We start from the raw sequence: 17,970 nt of genomic DNA, 5'->3' as shown, positions 1-17,970 counted from the left end.
TGAGGTGCAAATGACCTTTGACCCGCAGATGTCCGAATGGAGCAATCCGGCTGTGGTTATGCACAGTCACCCATGCCTCTGAGTATGGGAGGGAACCAGGCGAACTGAAACATCTAAGTAGCCTGAGGAGAAGTAATCAAACGAGATACCCCCAGTAGCGGCGAGCGAACGGGGCAGAAGCCCAAACCGCAGAAGGAAACTTTTACGGGGTTGAGGGCCGTCACACGAACGTGGAATCCAGCTGAAGCTTCTGGGAAGGAGCGCCGCAGGATGTGAAAGCCATGTAAGCGAAAGAGGAAGCGGAACAGACGGTACCAGAGTACCGCGGGACACGAGAAACCCCGTGGGAAGCAGGGGGGACCACCCTCCAAGGCAAAACACAGATATCGACCGATAGCGCATAGTACCATGAGGGAAAGGTGAAAAGCACCCCGGGAGGGGAATGAAAGAGAACCTGAAACCGTATGTTTACAAGCAGTCGGAGACCGTATATATATCAGGTCGACGGCGTGCCTATTGAAGAATGAACCGGCGAGTTATGAGGTCCAGCGAGGTTAAGCAGGAAATGCGGAGCCGAAGCGAAAGCGAGTCTTAATAGGGCGAATAGTTGGACTGCATAGACCCGAAACCACAGTGATCTACCCATGTCCAGGTTGAAGCACAGGTAAAAATGTGTGGAGGACCGAACCTATATCCGTTGAAAAGGGTTAGGATGAGGTGTGGGTAGGGGTGAAATTCCAATCGAACGTGGAGATAGCTGGTTCTCCCCGAAATAGCTTTAGGGCTAGCCTCAGGGTAAAGATTGCAGGCGGTAGAGCACTGATCAGGAGAGGGACCTACCCGGTTACCAAACCCAGTCAAACTACGAATGGCTGCAATTATACCTGGGAGTCAGACTACGACTTATAAGGGCCGTGGTCAAAAGGGAAACAGCCCAGATCATCAGCTAAGGTCCCAAATGCCGTGCTAAGTGGCGAAGGATGTGGCGTTTCATAAACAACCAGGATGTTGGCTCAGAAGCAGCCACCATTTAAAGAGTGCGTAATAGCTCACTGGTCGAGAGACGCTGCGCCGAAAATGTCCGGGGCTCAAGCACGGAACCGAAGCTATGGCATTGCTTAATGCAATGGGTAGGGGAGCGTTCTTATGGGGAAGAAGCATTACCGTAAGGAGATGTGGACACATAAGAAGTGAGAATGCCGGTATGAGTATCGAAAAGAAAGGTGAGAATCCTTTCCACCGAAAGCCCGAGGGTTCCTGAGCAACGATCGTCGTCTCAGGGTAAGTCGGGACCTAAGCCGAGGCACAGACGCATAGGCGATGGACAACAGGTTGAAATTCCTGTACCGGATGGAGTCATTTGAGCAATGGAGTGACGCAGGAGGGCACATGATCGCGCGACTGGAAGAGCGCGTCCAAGTGCGTATGTTGAATCGGAGGCAAATCCCCGATTCTGAAAGCAGAGACATGATGGGGAGTTATAAGCGATTATGACGAACTCATGGATCCCACACTGCCAAGAAAAACTTCTAGCGAGACGAAATCCGCCCGTACCGTAAACCGACACAGGTAGGCGGGGAGAGAATCCTAAGGTGCGCGGGAAAACCCTCGTTAAGGAACTCGGCAAATTGCATCCGTAACTTCGGGAGAAGGATGGCCCTGAGTAGGCGAAGTGCAGAAACGCACGGAACAGAAAAGGGTGGCAGAAAAGAGGCCCAAGCAACTGTTTACCAAAAACACAGGTGCCTGCGAAAGCGAAAGCTGAAGTATAGGTGCTGACGCCTGCCCGGTGCTGGAAGGTTAAGGAGAGAGGTTAGCGCAAGCGAAGCTTTGAACTGAAGCCCCAGTGAACGGCGGCCGTAACTATAACGGTCCTAAGGTAGCGAAATTCCTTGTCGGGTAAGTTCCGACCCGCATGAAAGGCGTAATGATTTGGGCGCTGTCTCAACGAGGGGCCCGGTGAAATTGAAATACCTGTGAAGATGCAGGTTACCCGCGACTGGACAGAAAGACCCCATGGAGCTTTACTGCAGCTTGAGATTGAATCCCGGTGGCAGACGCACAGGATAGGTGGGAGGCTTTGATGTAGTGACTTTGGTTGCTGCGGAGCCAATGTTGGGATACCACCCTTCTGTTGCTGGGATTCTAACGCGAAGATTAACAACCTTGCGGACCATCTCAGGCAGGCGGTTTGACTGGGGCGGTCGCCTCCGAAAGAGTAACGGAGGCGCCCAAAGGTTCCCTCAGGCCGGACAGAAACCGGCCGAAGAGTGCAAAGGCAGAAGGGAGCTTGACTGCGAGACAGACAAGTCGAGCAGAGACGAAAGTCGGGCTTAGTGATCCGGTGGTACTGCGTGGAAAGGCCATCGCTCAACGGATAAAAGCTACCCTGGGGATAACAGGCTAATCTCTCCCAAGAGTTCATATCGACGGGGAGGTTTGGCACCTCGATGTCGGCTCATCACATCCTGGAGCTGGAGTAGGTTCCAAGGGTTGGGCTGTTCGCCCATTAAAGTGGTACGCGAGCTGGGTTCAAAACGTCGTGAGACAGTTTGGTTCATATCCATCGCGGGCGCAAGAAGTTTGAGGGAGGCTGCTCCTAGTACGAGAGGACCGGAGTGGACGGATCGACGGTGTACCAGTTGTCACGCCAATGGCACGGCTGGAAAGCCGCATCCGGAAAGGATAAACGCTGAAAGCATCTAAGCGTGAAGCCCGTCCCAAGATGAGACTTCTCATCAGCAATGAGTAAGACCCCTTAAAGACGATGAGGTTGATAGGCTGTGAGTGGAAGAGCCGCAAGGCTTGGAGCGACGCAGTACTAATAGGTCGAGGTCTTAACTTAAATTTCACAAAAGCACGACCGGCTTGAAAGAGCCTTCGGAACTTCTTCTGTATAGTTTTGAGAGAACAGACTCTCAGATTCAGTGGCGATAGCTGTGAGGATACACCCGTACCCATGCCGAACACGGTAGTTAAGCTCACAAACGCCGAAAGTACTTGGCTGGAAGCGGCCTGGGAGGATAGGAAGCTGCTGATTAAGCGAAAATAGCACTTACTTAGGTAAGTGCTATTTTTATTTATAAAGGTTTCAAACAAATAAGTATTGTGATCTTATTTTTATTCCTTATGAAACCTTGCTCCGGGAGGAGAAGGTGGTGCGGATTTGTTAATACAGACAAATAAATATCATAAAAAATCTAATCGTACTTTAATCTTAATCATGCGGCCATTGGAGCTGCGTTGAATACTTCCATTGGAGCTAAAAGATGTAATTTGCGCTGAATGCGTTTGTTGTTGTAGAAGTAGATGTAGCCGTTGATCATGCTTACCACTGCTTTACGGCTGGTGAATTTACGTGTGTAGTAACGTTCGCGCTTCAGCATTCCCCAGAACCCTTCCATCAGACCGTTGTCTGCACAGCAGCCTACACGGGACATGCTGTGAACCAGTCCTGCTTTTTCAACAATCTTATGGAATCCGTTGCTTGTATACTGGAATCCGCGGTCGGTATGAATCATTGGATGTTCTCCAGGATTCTCTTTAAGTGCCTTTTCCATTGTCTCAAAAGCCAGTGCAGTATTGTTCCTGTCGCCGATGACATAAGAGACAATCCGGCGATCATGGCCGTCAATAATCGCGCTTAAATATAACTTGTGCAAAACTCCATCAGCAGTTGTGTACTTGAATTCAGTGACATCCGTCATCCATCTTGCATTGGACACGCCGGCATCAAAGTCACGGTTCAGCAGGTTTTCAAAAATGTACTTTGGATCCTTTGCGTTACGAGTGCAACCATCGGTCTTGTACTTGATCACGGACTTAATATTAAGTATCCGCATGATACGAAGAACCAGACTGTCGCTTACATTTATATTGATGTTGTCATCCTTCTTGATCCAATCGTTAATCCGGCGGTATCCCATATCCGGATATTCCTGATGGGTTTTCATGACCTCCTGTGCGACCTTTTCTCTCAGCAGTTCACGGCCGCTCTTAATATGATTCAGCCATCCGTAATAAGCTGCCCGGGAGACCTTTGAGAGTCGGCAGAGACTTTCTATGGAGATGTTGGTTTCTTCATGGACTTCTTTTATGGCTTTAAAATCTCTGAGAAGGTGAGTAAGGCTGAATCCTTCGAGGAACGCAACCTTTCCTCTATCTCCATCTTTTTTTTTAGCAGGGCAATCTCTGCTATAAGATCCTTCTGTTCTTCAAGAAGTCTGGCATTCTCCTGACGCAGCTGTTCTTCTTCGGTCCGGGGCGTTTGGAGCCTGATCGGCTTTCCTCTGTAATCCTCAAGACCAACTTCGCCCATTTCCTTGAACTTTTTTACCCATGTGTAGAGCGTTTGGTAGGACATGTTGTACTTCTTGGCTATCTTGTTATAATCGCATCCACTGGCGATGCACTCCTGAACGATTCTGACTCGCTCTTCCTTGACCGATTGCTGGCGTTTGCCCATAAGATCTCCTCCTTCAGAAACGAGGTCTGTCAACTTATGCTCATTATACGCCTCAATCCATGTTTTAAGGGAGAGTGTGCCGGAAATTCTGTATTTGGCACAGACGGAAAGCATGGAAACACCGCCTTTAAGATATTCCTTTACGGCCTGGATCTTCATCTGATTGGAGTAGTAAGACAAATGCTGCCTGGGCCGCAATCCCTTAAAGCCCTCCTCTTTATACCGGAGGACCCATTTCCTGAATGTTATGCGGCTCATATGAAGATTTTCAGCTGCCTGGGTAATCGTAACACCCTGATAGAGATATGAAGCAATCTGGTCTAACATTTCCTCCGGGGACGCTTTGGTTTTACATGGCATAAGAATGACCTCCTAATATATTTATGATATTATTCTGTCTTTCTTGTTGAATCATACCAAGGTGGCGCCGGAGGCGTCGGATGAGATGTAGTTCTACAAAGCGTTAGCTTTGGTTGTTTGGTTTTAACTCCAATCCCGCATCTCCGCTAAAAAGCCAAGGTACGCTTTCATATCAATAAGCTTTTATATAGAAACCGTACAACTGTACCGGACGGTACATACGAGATGAACCTCCTCAGGCGCATGCGCGCCAGCTCCCCCTGCGGGGCGAGCTCTGACACCCTTAAACCAAGGCGTTGCCTTGAGGAAAATCAAAACCACGCGACCTCGCTTCACTCGTCGAAACCTTTTATAAGGACCAATGAATAATCAACCCTATCCGAGCGGCATCAGCAACGGGGCCGCTCACCTTCCCCGTCTGGGAAGGCAAGGTTAACACCACACAACCTCGCTCCGCTCGCAGAAATGCAACTCTCTTCTTAGAAACTGCACTCCTTTCCGCCGCATTTGCGGCACCCTTCCTCTCCGAGGCAGGTCTCAAGAGGAATAAAGAAAAGATTTCCAATCTGATTTGTTTGAAACCTTTCTTAATCTTATCCCTACCATACGCCCTTCTCTTCCAGAGCAAGGTCAAGTGCGAAAGCTTTGACATCGCCTTTTTAACTTTCCCTTCATTTCTTCCTGTAACTTTTCTTTGTTTTTCTGTTACAATATATATGAAAGAGTTTAGATATTTGCTGAATGGGAGCGGGTGATGGTATGGACTTGAAGGTTGTGGTGGATCCTTGGTTTGAGGGGAAGGAGCTGCGGCATTTTGTGCTTGGACATATGCATCTCTCCTCTTCGCTTTGGAAGAAGATCAAGTGGAATGGGACGATCCTGATTAATGGCAGGCAGGTGTTTAATGCACGGACGGCGCTGCATGCAGGGGATGAGATTACTTTGATCTGGTCGGAGGAGAATGATATTCTTCCGGTGGATATTCCTTTGGATATTGTGTATGAGGATCCCTGGCTTCTTGTGGTGAATAAGGGGCCTCATATGATTATTCATCCTACGTCGAAGTCGACGCAGGAGACTTTGGTGAATGCTGTCGCGGGGTATTTCAAGAAGAAGGGCGAGGATGCGGGGATTCATCCTGTGTATCGTCTGGACCGGAATACGACGGGGCTTGTTGTTGTGGCGAAGTCGGCGAATGTGCAGTATGACCTTTCGAAGTCGCATGATTCGATTTATCGTGAGTACCTGGCTCTTGTGAGCGGGGAAATCGAGATGGAGGAGAAGGATAAGGATAAGAAGGTCATTGATGATCCGATCGGGAGGAAGCCCGGGAGCATCGTCGAGTGGATGGTTCGTGACGACGGGAAGCCGGCATGGACGGAGTACATGGTCGTGGCGCACTCGTGGAAGGCGACGCTGGTGCGTGTTCACCTTCTGACGGGAAGGACGCATCAGATCCGCGTTCATTTCTCACATATGCATCATCCTCTCCTTGGGGATGATCTCTATGGAGGCTCGATGGATCTTATCCAGCGCCAGGCGCTCCATGCGTATTCTGTTGAATTTACTCATCCGGTGACGGGAAAGAAAATGAATTTCACAGCTCCTGTTCCTGATGATATGAAATCTTTGATCAAGGATATCTGGCCTGATCTGGATATTTCCAAATTATGAGGTGCTTATGACGATTCAGAAGAAAAACGGAGTTTCATATTTGACCTTTGATGTATTTGAAAACGCGCCCCTTACGGCTGCCGTCTCCTGCAGGGACGGCGGCGTCAGCCAGGGGGTTTTCGCTAGCTTGAACATGGGGCTCCACGTCGGGGATGATCCTTCCCTTGTCGTGGAGAACAGGAAACGTTTCTTTGATGCGCTTGGCGCTGACAGCAGGACGCTCATCAACTGCAGCCAGGTGCACGGGACTCATATAGAAATCGTGGGAAAGAAAGACTGCGGACGCGGGGCGCTCTCCCTTGATGCGGCGATCCCTGATACTGACGGCCTTATAACCAATGAAGCGAACGTTCCGATCACGATGAATTACGCCGACTGCACACCTCTATTCTTCTATGATCCCAAAGGAGTCATTGCTCTTTCCCATGGAGGCTGGCGCGGGACGGCGGGAAATATCGTTGGAAAGACCGTTTCTCTCATGGAAGAGAAATTCGGCTCGAAGAGAGAAGATATCCGCGCTGCGATTGGACCGGCCATTGGTCTCGAATGCTTCGAAGTCGGAGACGACGTCATTGAAGCGATGAAAGACCTCTTTACGGATGAAGAAATGGAAAAGCTAAGCCGCACGAAGGAAAATGGGAAATTTCTCTTCGACCTGCCGGGAGGCAACCACGTTCTCATGAGAAAAGCAGGCATTGCAGAGAATCACATCGAAGACTGCGGGATCTGCACCTTCTGCCATGACGATATCTTCTACTCCTACAGGAAAGCAGGAGGAAAGACTGGACGCCATATGGCCGTCATGATGCTCGAGGATTAAGTTTCAAAAGGAGATGCGCGTATGAGGACAGCAGTCGTCACCGGAGCTTCCTCCGGACTCGGACGGGAATTCGTCAAGCAGCTATCCGAAGAAGGAAAACTGGATGAAATCTGGGTCATTGCCAGAAGAAGAGACAAACTCGAAGAACTCGCCTCTTCCGTCAAGACGCCCCTTCGCATCTTTGCGGCAAGCCTCGATGACGAAGGCCTCTACGGTCTCCTTTCCGTCCTAATGGAAAGAGAAAAGCCTGACATCCACCTCCTCATCAATAACGCAGGAAGAGGCGCCATGACCACCTTTGACGAAGAAAGTACCGAAGACGCCGTCAGCATGATCGGTCTGAACTGCCAGGCTCCCGTAAAAATGATGAAACTCTGCCTTCCCTATATGAAAGAAGGAGCAGGGATAATCAACGTAGCATCCGTAGCAGGCCTTCTGCCGCTGCCGGACCTCGCCGTCTACGGCGCGACAAAAGCCTTCCTCCTCTCCCTCTCCCAAGCAGTCAATGAAGAAATGAAAGAAAGAAACATCCATATCATGGCCCTCTGCCCCTACTGGATCAAAGACACTGAATTCATAGAAAAAGCAGGCGCCCAAGGCCGCGTCTCAGAAAAGGGCATCCTCACCGCCGAAGACACAGTAAAAAAAGCCCTCGAAGACCTAAGACACGGGAAAACAGTCAGTCTCCCAGGGAAAATGGCCAAACTCACAGCCATAGGCACCAGACTCGCCCCGCTAGGGCTCGTATGGAAAATAAGGAAATGGATGAAAGCGTAGGGGAAGGGAAGACACGCCAACCGGGAAAGGCGTCCCGTTAAGGAAAGAGGGGCCGTAGGCCGGTCTTAACCTTGCCCTGGAAGGGAAGGTACCGACGGAGCCGGGGGATGAGTTGCATTTCCCAGGCCATGGGCCGGCTGTGTGGTTTAATCATCCTTGCTCGCCGCGCCCGCAGCATCGCTAAAAAGCCAAGGTACGCTTTCAGTTTAATAAATATGGAAAAGAAGGCTGTTAGGTATTACACCTTCACAACCGCCAAGTATGGCGAATGGGAAAACAAGCCAACCTCGCTTCACTCGCAGAACCTTTTTATAAAAACCGATGAATACTGCACCCCTTTCGTCAGCAACAGTTAAGTGATTGGCTGACCGCTCCTTCCCCGCTGGGGCAGGTCAAAACTTTCCGCATCGACGTGAGCGGCTATTATCAATTACGATGTGTTCTTCCTGACTTTCTTGGAGAAAGCGAAGCCCTCGTTCCACTGGAACGAGGGCGGATTTTATACTATGAGGAGTTCTGCCTATTCTCTTTCTCTATGACTAAACTCCAACAAAAGAATAAATATATGATATACTACCTAAATAAGCCATAAACAACGTGTGGAGACAGGATGGTGATTCTTCACTGTTCTGATCGTTGTTTTGTCGGATAGAATGAGTCGTTTGGAGTGAATGAAATGCAGAAGATTAGAAAAGCAGTGATTCCGGCAGCGGGGTTTGGTACTCGGTTCCTTCCGGAAACGAAGGCGATGCCGAAGGAGATGCTTCCGATCGTAGATAAGCCTACAATCCAGTATATTGTCGAGGAAATCGAAGCGAGCGGGATTGAACAGATCCTGATCATTTCAGGACATGCGAAGAGAGCTATCGAAGATCATTTCGATTCGTCTCCAGAGCTGGAGCAGCATCTGTATGAATCTGGAAAGATGGATCTTCTGAAAGAGATTCGTCACGTGGCTTCTGTCAAAGTGCATTATACCCGCCAGCAGTACATGAGAGGTCTTGGAGATGCCATTCTCTGTGCTAAGGAATTCATGGACGGAGAACCATTTGGCGTCATCCTTGGCGATGATGTCGTATATAATGGCGATGGAAAGCCGGCTCTGAAGCAGCTGATGGACCAGTATGAAAAGACGGGCGGAGCTGTCATTGGATGCCAGCTCGTAAGAGAAGACCAGGTCTCCTCCTATGGAATCATTGATGGCGTAAAAACGGAAGATCCGGACTTGGTCAAAGTTCTGGACATGATAGAAAAACCTTCTATCGAAGAAGCCCCCAGCCGCTTTGCAGCGCTTGGACGCTACGTCATCACTCCGGAAATATTCAAGATCCTTGAACAAACGAAACCAGGGAAAGGCGGAGAAATCCAGCTTACCGATGCCCTTCGCGTCATGGCAAGAAATGGAAACGTTTATGCCTATAACTTCAAAGGAAAACGCTACGACACAGGCAATAAGCTTGGTTATCTCAAAGCCATGGTAGAATTTGCTCTTAGAAGAGAGGATATTGGACCAGGATTCAGAGAATACCTGAAGACATTGGAACTGTGATAAAAGAGACGTTTCTTGTTTGGAAGAGCAACAAAAAGGGCTATGACAAATTCCGCAGAAATGCTGTTTTTCCTTTTTTCGAACGAAGTTCGGCTTAAGGGTGTCAGAGCTCGCCCCGTAGGGGGAGCTGGCGCGTATGCGCCTGAGGAGGTTCATTTCCTTCGAGCGCATCGAGGTTTTTGGTGTCTAGACAAAGCTTATACACCAGTGTTAGATAATCCTTTAATCGAATCTGCCGATACAAAAGGAGCCGTGGCGAAATGATTGCACATTTCGTCACGGCTCTTTTTATTTTCTTGCTTATTATCCCATCGTATTCTTTCCAAATACTGGGTGTGTGGTTGGTTTGAGGCTTCTTTTTTCTATGACTTCCAAAGCTCGTTCCATTCCTACGTCGTCCCTTCTGCCGTTATCTTCATAGACGAGCATGGGTTCTTCTGTGTCGACTTCGCTCCCGGGGAGGTAGACGTATTCTTTTGTGACGTTGTCTCCATAGATATAGCCTGCCAGGAGTTTACTCTCTGTCGTTTTTCTCAGCATGGAAATCCTCCAGGTCATAAAGAAGATGAGGCTTGAAGTCCAGATAGTCGGCCGAGGTGAGATGGAGGCGGATGCCTTCGAGCTCATCGGGTAGGTTTTGGAAATTCATGGCTCCGTGGATATGGCCGTAGACGCAGTCGGTGACGTGGTACTTGGTCATGAGCTGCAGCATATGGGTCGGATTTCTGAGTTCATCGAAAGGCGGATAGTGAAGGACGGCGATGATTCTTTCCGGATTCATCTTGCTGGCCAGCTCCAGGGAGCGTTCCAGTCTTCCTTCTTCCCGTAAAATGATCGGCTTATCGGCCTCTGTCAGCTTTCTGGACGTTTCTGCAATCCAGCCTCTTGTGCCGGCGATGGCTATCGGTCCGACAGAGAGGGCGGAGTTATGGATAAATTCAAAAGCGCCGTCTGTCATGCGGGTCATTTTTGTGACGGTATCCCACCAGTAGTCATGGTTGCCGCGGACGATGATCTTTCTTCCCGGAAGGCTTCCCAGCATCTTCAGGTCGGAAATAGCATCCTGGATATGAAGAGCCCATGACAAATCGCCCGCCATGATGACCGTGTCTTCAGGATGGATCGTTTCCATCCATGCATGGATGATCTTCTCCCTGTGATTGTTCCAGGCAGGTCCGAAGATGTCCATCGGTTTTGTCGGCGGGTCTCCTGAGAGGTGGAAGTCACTGAAAGCATATAATTTCATCAGTGTCATTCTCCAAAATACTTTTCGGTATGAAGCATTTCCATCATGCGCTTCTGGCTTTCCGGATCCATGACATGGGTGATATGGTAGCCCATGTAGAGAGGACTTGCCGTGTAGCGCGGGAAAATCTTCGCCCGGATATGTTTGAAATGGTAAAAGAAAATGTTGTAGCTCGTGCAGGGGAGAGGGAAGTCATTCAGGACATAGCGGGCCAGTGTCTGGATCGTGTCAGCGAATTTTTCCGGTGAAGCATCCTTCTTCAGAGTGACGTTCATTTCTCCCATGCCGCTGATCGGATAGTCCGATACGGTGGCGTAGCAGTCGTCATCTTCATGGATGACGGGACCTAGGAAATTCTCCCGGTCGATGTTGTCCTTGTAGTCATACGTATCAAGACCGATGATCTGGGAATGAGGATGGCGCTGCGAGCCGCCTGAACCAGGGCCGTAGTTGCGGAAATAAAGGACGGATTTGAAACGCTTGTCCGTCTCCATCTTTTCCCAGCGTTCAAGGCCAAAGGAAATGACTTCATGCAGCTTTTCCTTACTGTACGTCGTCAGTTCTGCATCATGGTCAGAAGTCTCTACAATGACCGTCGGATATGTTCCTTCGAAAACAGGGAACTTGTTCATCAGCCAGATGATATCATCCTTCTTGTCGAGGATGTTTGTTAAAGTTTCAGGATGGCAGAAAGGGCAGATTTTCTGCGTCGAAGAATGCGGCTTCTTGCCTCCGATTGAAAGGTTGAAAATGATAGGTGTATTCATGGTAGATTCCTCAGCTTTCACTTCAATTATAACACAGAGACTTTCCTTATCTTGAGATAAATATGATTTGTGTTATGAATGGAAAACGAGGTTATCGCATAAGAAAAAGAATCCTATAGCAAAAATAAAGAAGAAAAATTTTACTTCTTTAAATAGCATTTATACATTGTTATTTAAAGCATGGAAACGTATAATAAAAGCGTATGTATCGCTATTTTTCATGACGATTTCGGTGAGGAATCATATAAGGAAAAGAAGGAGGCCGGAGGATTTCATGAAAGAATCCAAAGGCAGTTTTTATTATTGAAAGAGAAAGACAGGAATTAGTCATTAAAAGGAGCATCTCCATGAAATATGATTATTTGATCGTTGGATCCGGACTCTTTGGTGCTGTATTTGCCAGAGAGGCAGTCAAGGCGGGTAAGAAAGTGCTGATCGTTGAAAAGCGTCCAAACATTGCGGGGAATGTCTATACCGAAGATAAGGAAGGCATTCATGTCCATGTTTACGGCGCTCATATTTTCCATACGAACGACAAGAAAGTCTGGGATTATGTCAATCAGTATGCTGTATTCAACCGCTTCACAAATTCTCCGGTGGCAAATTATCATGGAGAGCTTTACTCCCTTCCTTTCAATATGTACACCTTCAATAAGATGTGGGGTGTTGTGACGCCGGAGGAAGCAGCTGCCAAGATCGGAGAACAAAGAAAAGCAGCCGGTATTACGAATCCGAAGAATCTGGAAGAACAGGCCATCAGCCTTGTTGGGACAGATATTTATGAAAAGCTGATCAAAGGGTATACGGAAAAACAGTGGGGCAGAGCCTGCACGGAACTTCCATCCTTTATTATCAAAAGACTTCCTGTCCGCCTGACTTTCGACAATAATTATTTCAATGCTCTTTACCAGGGGATTCCGATCGGCGGATATACAAAAATGGTCGAGAATATGCTGGAAGGCATTGAAGTCCGTCTGAATACAGATTATTTGGAACATAAGGAAGAGCTCGATGCTCTGGCGGACCGCGTCGTCTATACGGGTCCGATTGATGCATACTTCGGTTATGACTTAGGACCTTTGGAATACAGAAGTGTCTGCTTTGAGGTAGAAACACTGAATAAGCCGAATTTCCAGGGAAATGCAGCCGTGAACTATACGGATAGGGAAACTCCTTGGACAAGAATTATTGAGCATAAATGGTTCCAGTTCGGTAAGGATGATGAAGGGCATGACCTTCCAAAGACAGTTATTTCCAGAGAATACAGCTCCGAATGGAAACCCGGTGATGAACCGTACTATCCGGTCAATGATGCAAAGAATGGTGCTCTCTACCAGCAATATGCGGAAAAGGTAAAAAAGGAAAGCAAGGTCATTTTCGGCGGACGTCTCGGAGAATACAAGTATTACGACATGGATCAGGTCATTGCGGATGCACTTCGCGTGGCTGAAAAAGAAATTTAAAGGCGGGGGATATGATGGCAATCTTATTGGCAGGCGGAGCCGGCTATATCGGCTCTCATACGGCAGTGGCACTTCTGGAAGCAGGTTATGATGTCGTGATTGCAGACGACTACAGCAACAGCTCACCTGAGGCTGTCAATCGCATCGAGAAAATCACGGGGAAGAAAGTCAAGGCCTATGAAGTGGATGTAAAAAATAAAGATGGTATGAGAAAGGTTTTCGCTGAAGATCCGATCGAATGCGTTATCCACTTTGCAGGTCTCAAGGCCGTCGGAGAATCCGTCAGCCAGCCGATCCGTTATTACAGAAATAATATCGATACGACACTGACACTTCTGGAATGCATGCAGGAAGCAAACGTCCATCAGTTTGTATTCTCTTCTTCCGCTACCGTGTATGGAGAAGAAAATCCGATTCCCTATAAAGAAACAATGAAACGAGGAAGCTGCTCCAATCCGTATGGTTGGACAAAAGTCATGATGGAGCAGATCTTGGAAGATGCCGCCAAGGCTGATCCAGGTCTCAGCGTCGTCCTTCTTCGTTACTTCAATCCGATCGGTGCTCATGAAAGCGGTCTCATCGGAGAGGATCCGCAGGGCATTCCGAATAACCTCATGCCATACATTGCTCAGGTCGCTGTAGGACGCAGAGATCACCTGACCGTCTTTGGCGGAGACTATCCGACACCGGACGGCACCTGCAGGCGTGACTATATCCATGTCATGGATCTGGCGGACGGTCATGTCAGCGCTGCAGGCTTTGCCGCTGAAAATAAAGGCGTCAATATTTTCAACCTTGGTACAGGGACGCCATACAGCGTTCTGGATATTATCCATGCTTTCGAAGATGCATCCGGCGTCAAGATCAAGTATGAAATCGGACAAAGAAGGGCCGGCGACCTTCCTGAATTCTGGGCAGACTCTTCCAAAGCACAGGAGGTTCTTGCATGGAAAGCAAGACGTTCTCTCGAGGATATGTGCCGTGATACCTGGAACTGGCAGAAGAAAAATCCGAATGGATATAAGGGATAAAGAAGGAATATGGATATTAAGATTTTAGTTGCAGCGCATAAGAAATACTGGATGCCGGAGGATTCCGTCTATTTGCCGCTTCGGGTCGGAGCAGAGGGAAAAGAAGATCTGGGATATACGCCGGATAATACGGGAGACAATATTTCCATCAAGAATCCTGAATTCTGTGAACTGACCGGTCTTTACTGGGCATGGAAGAATCTTTCCTGCGATTATATCGGCCTTTGCCATTACAGACGTTACTTTGGAAAGAAGACACATTCCGATGATATTGAAAAGAAAAAACAGGCTATTTTTCATAGAGAGGACTATGAGAAACTCCTGAAAAAATATGATGTCATTCTTCCAAAGAAGAGAAACTATTATATTGAAACCGTCCGCAGCCAGTATGAGCATGCCCACTATAAAAAAGATCTCGATATAACAGAAAAAATCATAGCGGAGAAGTATCCGGAATATAGTGCTGATTTCACCAAAGTCATGAACCGAAGAAAACTTCATATCCTGAACATGTTCGTCATGAAGAAAGAAATCTTTGACGAATATGCAGCGTGGCTCTTTGATATCCTTTTCGAACTGGAAAAGAGAACAGATATGACAGGCTATGATACGTATGAAAGACGACTTTACGGCTTCATGTCCGAGCGCCTCTTTAACGTCTGGCTTGAACATAAGCAGCTCAGAGAATGTGAAGTTTCCGTGGTATTTCTGGAACATATTGATTGGGTGAAAAAGGGGACTGCTTTCCTGAAAAGGAAATTGGTGGGGAGATAAAGAATGCAAAAACCAGTTCGTATTCTTCAAGCGACCGTCAGCAATGATGGGGGCGGGCTTACCGGTTATATATGTAATAATTACAGATTCATTGATAAAAATCGTGTTCAATTCGATTTCATTACTTATGAGAATCAATTGGATTTTGAACAAGAATTTTTAGATATGGGAGCGAAATTCTTTAGACTGCCCCATCCTACGCATTTTTTAGAATATACGAATATATTAAAATCACTTAAGGAAGAAAATAATTATACGGCGATTCATTTTAATATGTCATATGCAAATATAGTTCCTATAATTGCTGCTAGAAGAGCTGGGTTTAAACGTATTATTGTGCATTCTCATAGTACAGATATTGATGAAAAACGTTCTAACATGAGAAGAGCAAAACAAATGGCGCATCGAGTGTGGAAACAATGGCTGCCATCACTAGCTACAGATTATTGGGCTTGCTCAGAGCTTGCTGCCAAATGGATGTTTCCAGATTCTCTATTGAAAGGCCAAAAAGTAATTATTGCCAAAAATGCTATTGATTCCAGTCGATATCGATACAACGAAAAGGTCAGAGCAGAAATGCGAAAGAATCTTGGCTTAGCTGATTCTACGATATGTGTTGGACATATAGGACGTTTTTCATACCAGAAAAATCAGAGCTTTGTAATAGATATATTTAATGAATTGGTAAAATGCCATTCGGATGCATGCTTGCTATTGATAGGCGGAAAGCAGAATGGAGAGTCTTTCTTTAATGAAGTTAAAGAAAAAATAGCTCAATTTAATCTAGAAAAGAAAGTTAAAATCTTGGGCGTCAGACATGATGTGCCCCAATTAATGCAGGCAATGGATGTATTTATTTTACCATCTAGATTCGAGGGGATGGGCAACGTTGGAATTGAGGCGCAAGCAGCTGGATTACCTTCTCTATTTTCTATAGTCATTCCAAAAGAAATGGAGATAACACAAAAGTGTTATTTTATGGATGTGTCGTTGATGGCTAAGGAATGGGCAAAAAAGATTCTTGAAGTTTCAAAAGACGAACGCTCTGATACTTGGCAAGAATTTATTTCATCTGGATATGAAATTACTGATGAAATAGAAAAGGTAACCAATTGTTATGAATTGATGGGATACACGGTAGATGAGTAGAAAAATTCTAATTGAGATGAAGCATGGCCTGGGGGATTGTGTGTGCATGCTTCCAGTTCTTACCGCAATAAGGCGTAAATATCCAGATGCATATATAGCCATAATTGTAAATGGAGAAAATAATAAAGAAATTTTTGAACGAAGCGGAGCTTATGTTAATCGGTATTATTATCTAAGTCTTAAGGGACGCCCGATATGGGAGACAATCAAGACAGTGATCCAAATGAAAGTGAAACATTTTGATACCGGGATTCTTGCTACCATGACTCCAAAGGATAAAGGAATCAAGCTGTTCAAATTTTTAAGAATTAAGAACTTGTATGGGGAACAGTATCAGGGGTTGAATTGGCCCGATTTGGATAATACAGTCCATTTTGTGGATCGCAACTTGAATATGATTAAGGGGTTAGTTGGGGACGTAATTGATCGGCAACCGCATTTGCTGTCAAATTCTGAAGAGACAAGGAGACTAAATAAAAAACTGCATATAAAAAACAAGAAGATTATAGTCAATATTGGCGGCGGAGATAAGAATTATCATAATGGAAAGTACGTTTTTACCCGCTGCTGGGTTCCTGAATATATGGTTGAGTTAGTAGACAAACTTTCGAATCTTCCTTATGATATTTGTCTCTTAGGGGGACCGCTTGAAAAAGAGTTTCTGCCATTATATGCAGATGTCCTAAAAAAAGATAATGTTTTTGATTGTGTTGCAAAAACGAATGTATCAGAAAGTATAGACTTCATTGCAGATGCTGTGCTTAGCGTTGGTGTTGATACTGGAATGCAGCATATTGCCGATGCTTTGGGAGTACAGACACTTTCTATATTTGGACCGACCAATCCTAAAACTCATGGAGCGTATTCAGCCAAAGCCCATTTTGTAGAAAGTGATGAATCTACGCCAGATAAATATTGTTTTGAGACAGAACTTTATTATGATGCGCCTATCAAAGAATGCATGAAGAAAGTGACACCTGATATGGTCTATGAAAAGGTACTGCATATTACTAATAGAGTTTAATAAGTGGTATTGATATTAAAACAAATAATTCCATGAGGCAAGAGGATAAGATGACAGTCAATAAAGATATAGCACTTGTATTAACCGGAACTATAGTTCCGACGACCAGATATTCAAAATACAGGGATTGGAAAGTACGTAGATTGGAATACCTGAAAGCATTAAATTATTACAGCCAGTATGGAAAGATTTATTTCCTTGAAAATTCTGGATATGATATTGAATCAGATGAGGCTTTTACAAGTATTCCCAATGTTAATTACCGAAAATTTCCGAGAGATGAAAATGATAGGCATGCGATTGGGTATCAAGAATTTAAGATGCTTGACGATTGGATACTGAATGAAAAAAATCCTCCACAAAGCTGGATAAAATTAAGTGGAAGATATATCATAGAAAATTTCCCTGAAATTCTTGAACAGGTGCGACAGACTGATAAAAATCTGCTGATGGATATAAATGTTGATAAGAAGTGGGCCGATACCTACTTGTTTTATATAACATCAAACTTTTATAAAGAGCATTTCCTGCATAAGTATGTTTATTGTACCCCCTACTTGTGCATAGAAGAGATATTATACAAATATCTTTTGTATTATAGATTATTTAGAGAGGTAAACTTTTTCTTATCGGAACCTATTTACGCAGTGGTTTCATCAAATGGAAGAAAAAGTAATCATGGAAAAAGCCCTATGGATAGAATGTATCGTAACATTTGGAGGAAAATTAACTTCAAGATTTATCCTTCACGATTGGTTTTCTTTCCGCCGTTTTATGCTACTGTGCATAAGATTCGAAGAGCTATTGAAATTAAATTTATGGATGGTTGATTTATATTGGAATATTTCTGATATTAGTAGTTAATACATCA

16 protein-coding genes and 2 rRNA genes (1 of these 18 only partly in view) are annotated in these 17,970 nt (G+C 45.9%); 13 read left to right on the top strand and 5 right to left on the bottom strand.

Annotated elements, in window-relative coordinates; translation table 11 throughout:
• Both OIM03_10190 and rrf read left to right on the top strand, forming a co-directional pair.
• Positions 1–2,845 (top strand): 23S ribosomal RNA (locus OIM03_10190) (it extends 81 nt beyond the left edge of the window).
• A 78-nt stretch (positions 2,846–2,923) separates the two neighbouring features.
• Positions 2,924–3,040 (top strand): 5S ribosomal RNA (gene rrf / locus OIM03_10185).
• Between the two features lie 181 nt (positions 3,041–3,221).
• On the opposite strand, the gene OIM03_10180 is transcribed toward rrf, so the two are convergent.
• Both OIM03_10180 and OIM03_10175 read right to left on the bottom strand, forming a co-directional pair.
• A complete protein-coding gene (locus OIM03_10180; protein HJI74617.1) occupies positions 3,222–4,064 on the bottom strand; it encodes an IS3 family transposase in 843 nt (280 codons plus the stop codon).
• Positions 4,065–4,093: 29 nt separating this feature from the next.
• Positions 4,094–4,792: a helix-turn-helix domain-containing protein gene (locus OIM03_10175; protein ID HJI74616.1), complete on the bottom strand. Its 699-nt coding sequence runs from the start codon at positions 4,790–4,792 to the stop codon at positions 4,094–4,096.
• A gap of 792 nt (positions 4,793–5,584) precedes the next feature.
• Between OIM03_10175 and OIM03_10170 the strand changes: the two genes are divergently transcribed.
• The 5 genes from OIM03_10170 to galU all read left to right on the top strand — a co-directional run bounded on the left by OIM03_10170 (position 5,585) and on the right by galU (position 9,645).
• Positions 5,585–6,499 carry an RluA family pseudouridine synthase gene (locus OIM03_10170; GenBank protein HJI74615.1) on the top strand — a complete coding sequence of 305 codons (915 nt, stop codon included), beginning with the start codon at positions 5,585–5,587 and terminating at the stop codon, positions 6,497–6,499.
• Between the two features lie 7 nt (positions 6,500–6,506).
• On the top strand, positions 6,507–7,319 hold the full coding sequence (pgeF, locus tag OIM03_10165) for a peptidoglycan editing factor PgeF (GenBank protein ID HJI74614.1): 813 nt from the start codon (positions 6,507–6,509) through the stop codon (positions 7,317–7,319).
• Positions 7,320–7,340: 21 nt separating this feature from the next.
• The gene (locus tag OIM03_10160) at positions 7,341–8,096 is read left to right on the top strand and encodes an SDR family NAD(P)-dependent oxidoreductase (protein ID HJI74613.1); all 756 of its coding nucleotides are present in this window, start codon (positions 7,341–7,343) and stop codon (positions 8,094–8,096) included.
• Positions 8,097–8,203: 107 nt separating this feature from the next.
• Positions 8,204–8,452 carry a hypothetical protein gene (locus OIM03_10155; protein ID HJI74612.1) on the top strand — a complete coding sequence of 83 codons (249 nt, stop codon included), beginning with the start codon at positions 8,204–8,206 and terminating at the stop codon, positions 8,450–8,452.
• A 320-nt stretch (positions 8,453–8,772) separates the two neighbouring features.
• The gene (gene galU / locus OIM03_10150) at positions 8,773–9,645 is read left to right on the top strand and encodes a UTP--glucose-1-phosphate uridylyltransferase GalU (GenBank protein ID HJI74611.1); all 873 of its coding nucleotides are present in this window, start codon (positions 8,773–8,775) and stop codon (positions 9,643–9,645) included.
• Positions 9,646–9,948: 303 nt separating this feature from the next.
• Here the strand turns inward: galU and OIM03_10145 are convergent, their stop codons facing one another.
• Genes OIM03_10145 through OIM03_10135 form a run of 3 tightly spaced genes read right to left on the bottom strand, consistent with a single transcriptional unit; the run spans position 9,949 to position 11,658 of the window.
• Entirely contained in the window at positions 9,949–10,185 is a 237-nt protein-coding gene (locus OIM03_10145) for a hypothetical protein (protein HJI74610.1), read from the bottom strand.
• Positions 10,160–10,891, bottom strand: a complete 732-nt coding sequence (locus OIM03_10140; protein HJI74609.1) for a metallophosphoesterase — start codon at positions 10,889–10,891, stop codon at positions 10,160–10,162. The genes OIM03_10145 and OIM03_10140 overlap by 26 nt, the downstream gene beginning before the upstream one ends.
• A gap of 5 nt (positions 10,892–10,896) precedes the next feature.
• Complete coding sequence (locus tag OIM03_10135) at positions 10,897–11,658, bottom strand: DUF4931 domain-containing protein (protein ID HJI74608.1); 762 nt, start codon at positions 11,656–11,658, stop codon at positions 10,897–10,899.
• A gap of 347 nt (positions 11,659–12,005) precedes the next feature.
• Here OIM03_10135 and glf point away from each other — a divergent pair, with 347 nt between their 5' ends.
• From glf to OIM03_10105, 6 genes are read left to right on the top strand one after another with little or no spacing between them, the layout of a single operon-like run.
• Positions 12,006–13,121 (top strand): UDP-galactopyranose mutase, encoded by a 1,116-nt coding sequence (glf, locus tag OIM03_10130; GenBank protein HJI74607.1) that lies wholly within the window; start codon positions 12,006–12,008, stop codon positions 13,119–13,121.
• A gap of 11 nt (positions 13,122–13,132) precedes the next feature.
• On the top strand, positions 13,133–14,152 hold the full coding sequence (gene galE / locus OIM03_10125; GenBank protein HJI74606.1) for a UDP-glucose 4-epimerase GalE: 1,020 nt from the start codon (positions 13,133–13,135) through the stop codon (positions 14,150–14,152).
• A 9-nt stretch (positions 14,153–14,161) separates the two neighbouring features.
• Positions 14,162–14,926 carry a DUF4422 domain-containing protein gene (locus tag OIM03_10120; protein ID HJI74605.1) on the top strand — a complete coding sequence of 255 codons (765 nt, stop codon included), beginning with the start codon at positions 14,162–14,164 and terminating at the stop codon, positions 14,924–14,926.
• 3 nt (positions 14,927–14,929) lie between these two features.
• Positions 14,930–16,075 carry a glycosyltransferase gene (locus OIM03_10115; GenBank protein HJI74604.1) on the top strand — a complete coding sequence of 382 codons (1,146 nt, stop codon included), beginning with the start codon at positions 14,930–14,932 and terminating at the stop codon, positions 16,073–16,075.
• A complete protein-coding gene (locus tag OIM03_10110; protein HJI74603.1) occupies positions 16,068–17,099 on the top strand; it encodes a glycosyltransferase family 9 protein in 1,032 nt (343 codons plus the stop codon). The genes OIM03_10115 and OIM03_10110 overlap by 8 nt, the downstream gene beginning before the upstream one ends.
• Positions 17,100–17,149: 50 nt before the next feature.
• A complete protein-coding gene (locus tag OIM03_10105; GenBank protein HJI74602.1) occupies positions 17,150–17,929 on the top strand; it encodes a hypothetical protein in 780 nt (259 codons plus the stop codon).
• Positions 17,930–17,970 lie beyond the last annotated feature (41 nt).

The organism is Veillonellaceae bacterium (assembly GCA_025992895.1).
Lineage (GTDB): Bacteria > Bacillota > Negativicutes > Veillonellales > Dialisteraceae > Dialister.
This window is presented reverse-complemented; position numbering and strand designations above follow the sequence as displayed.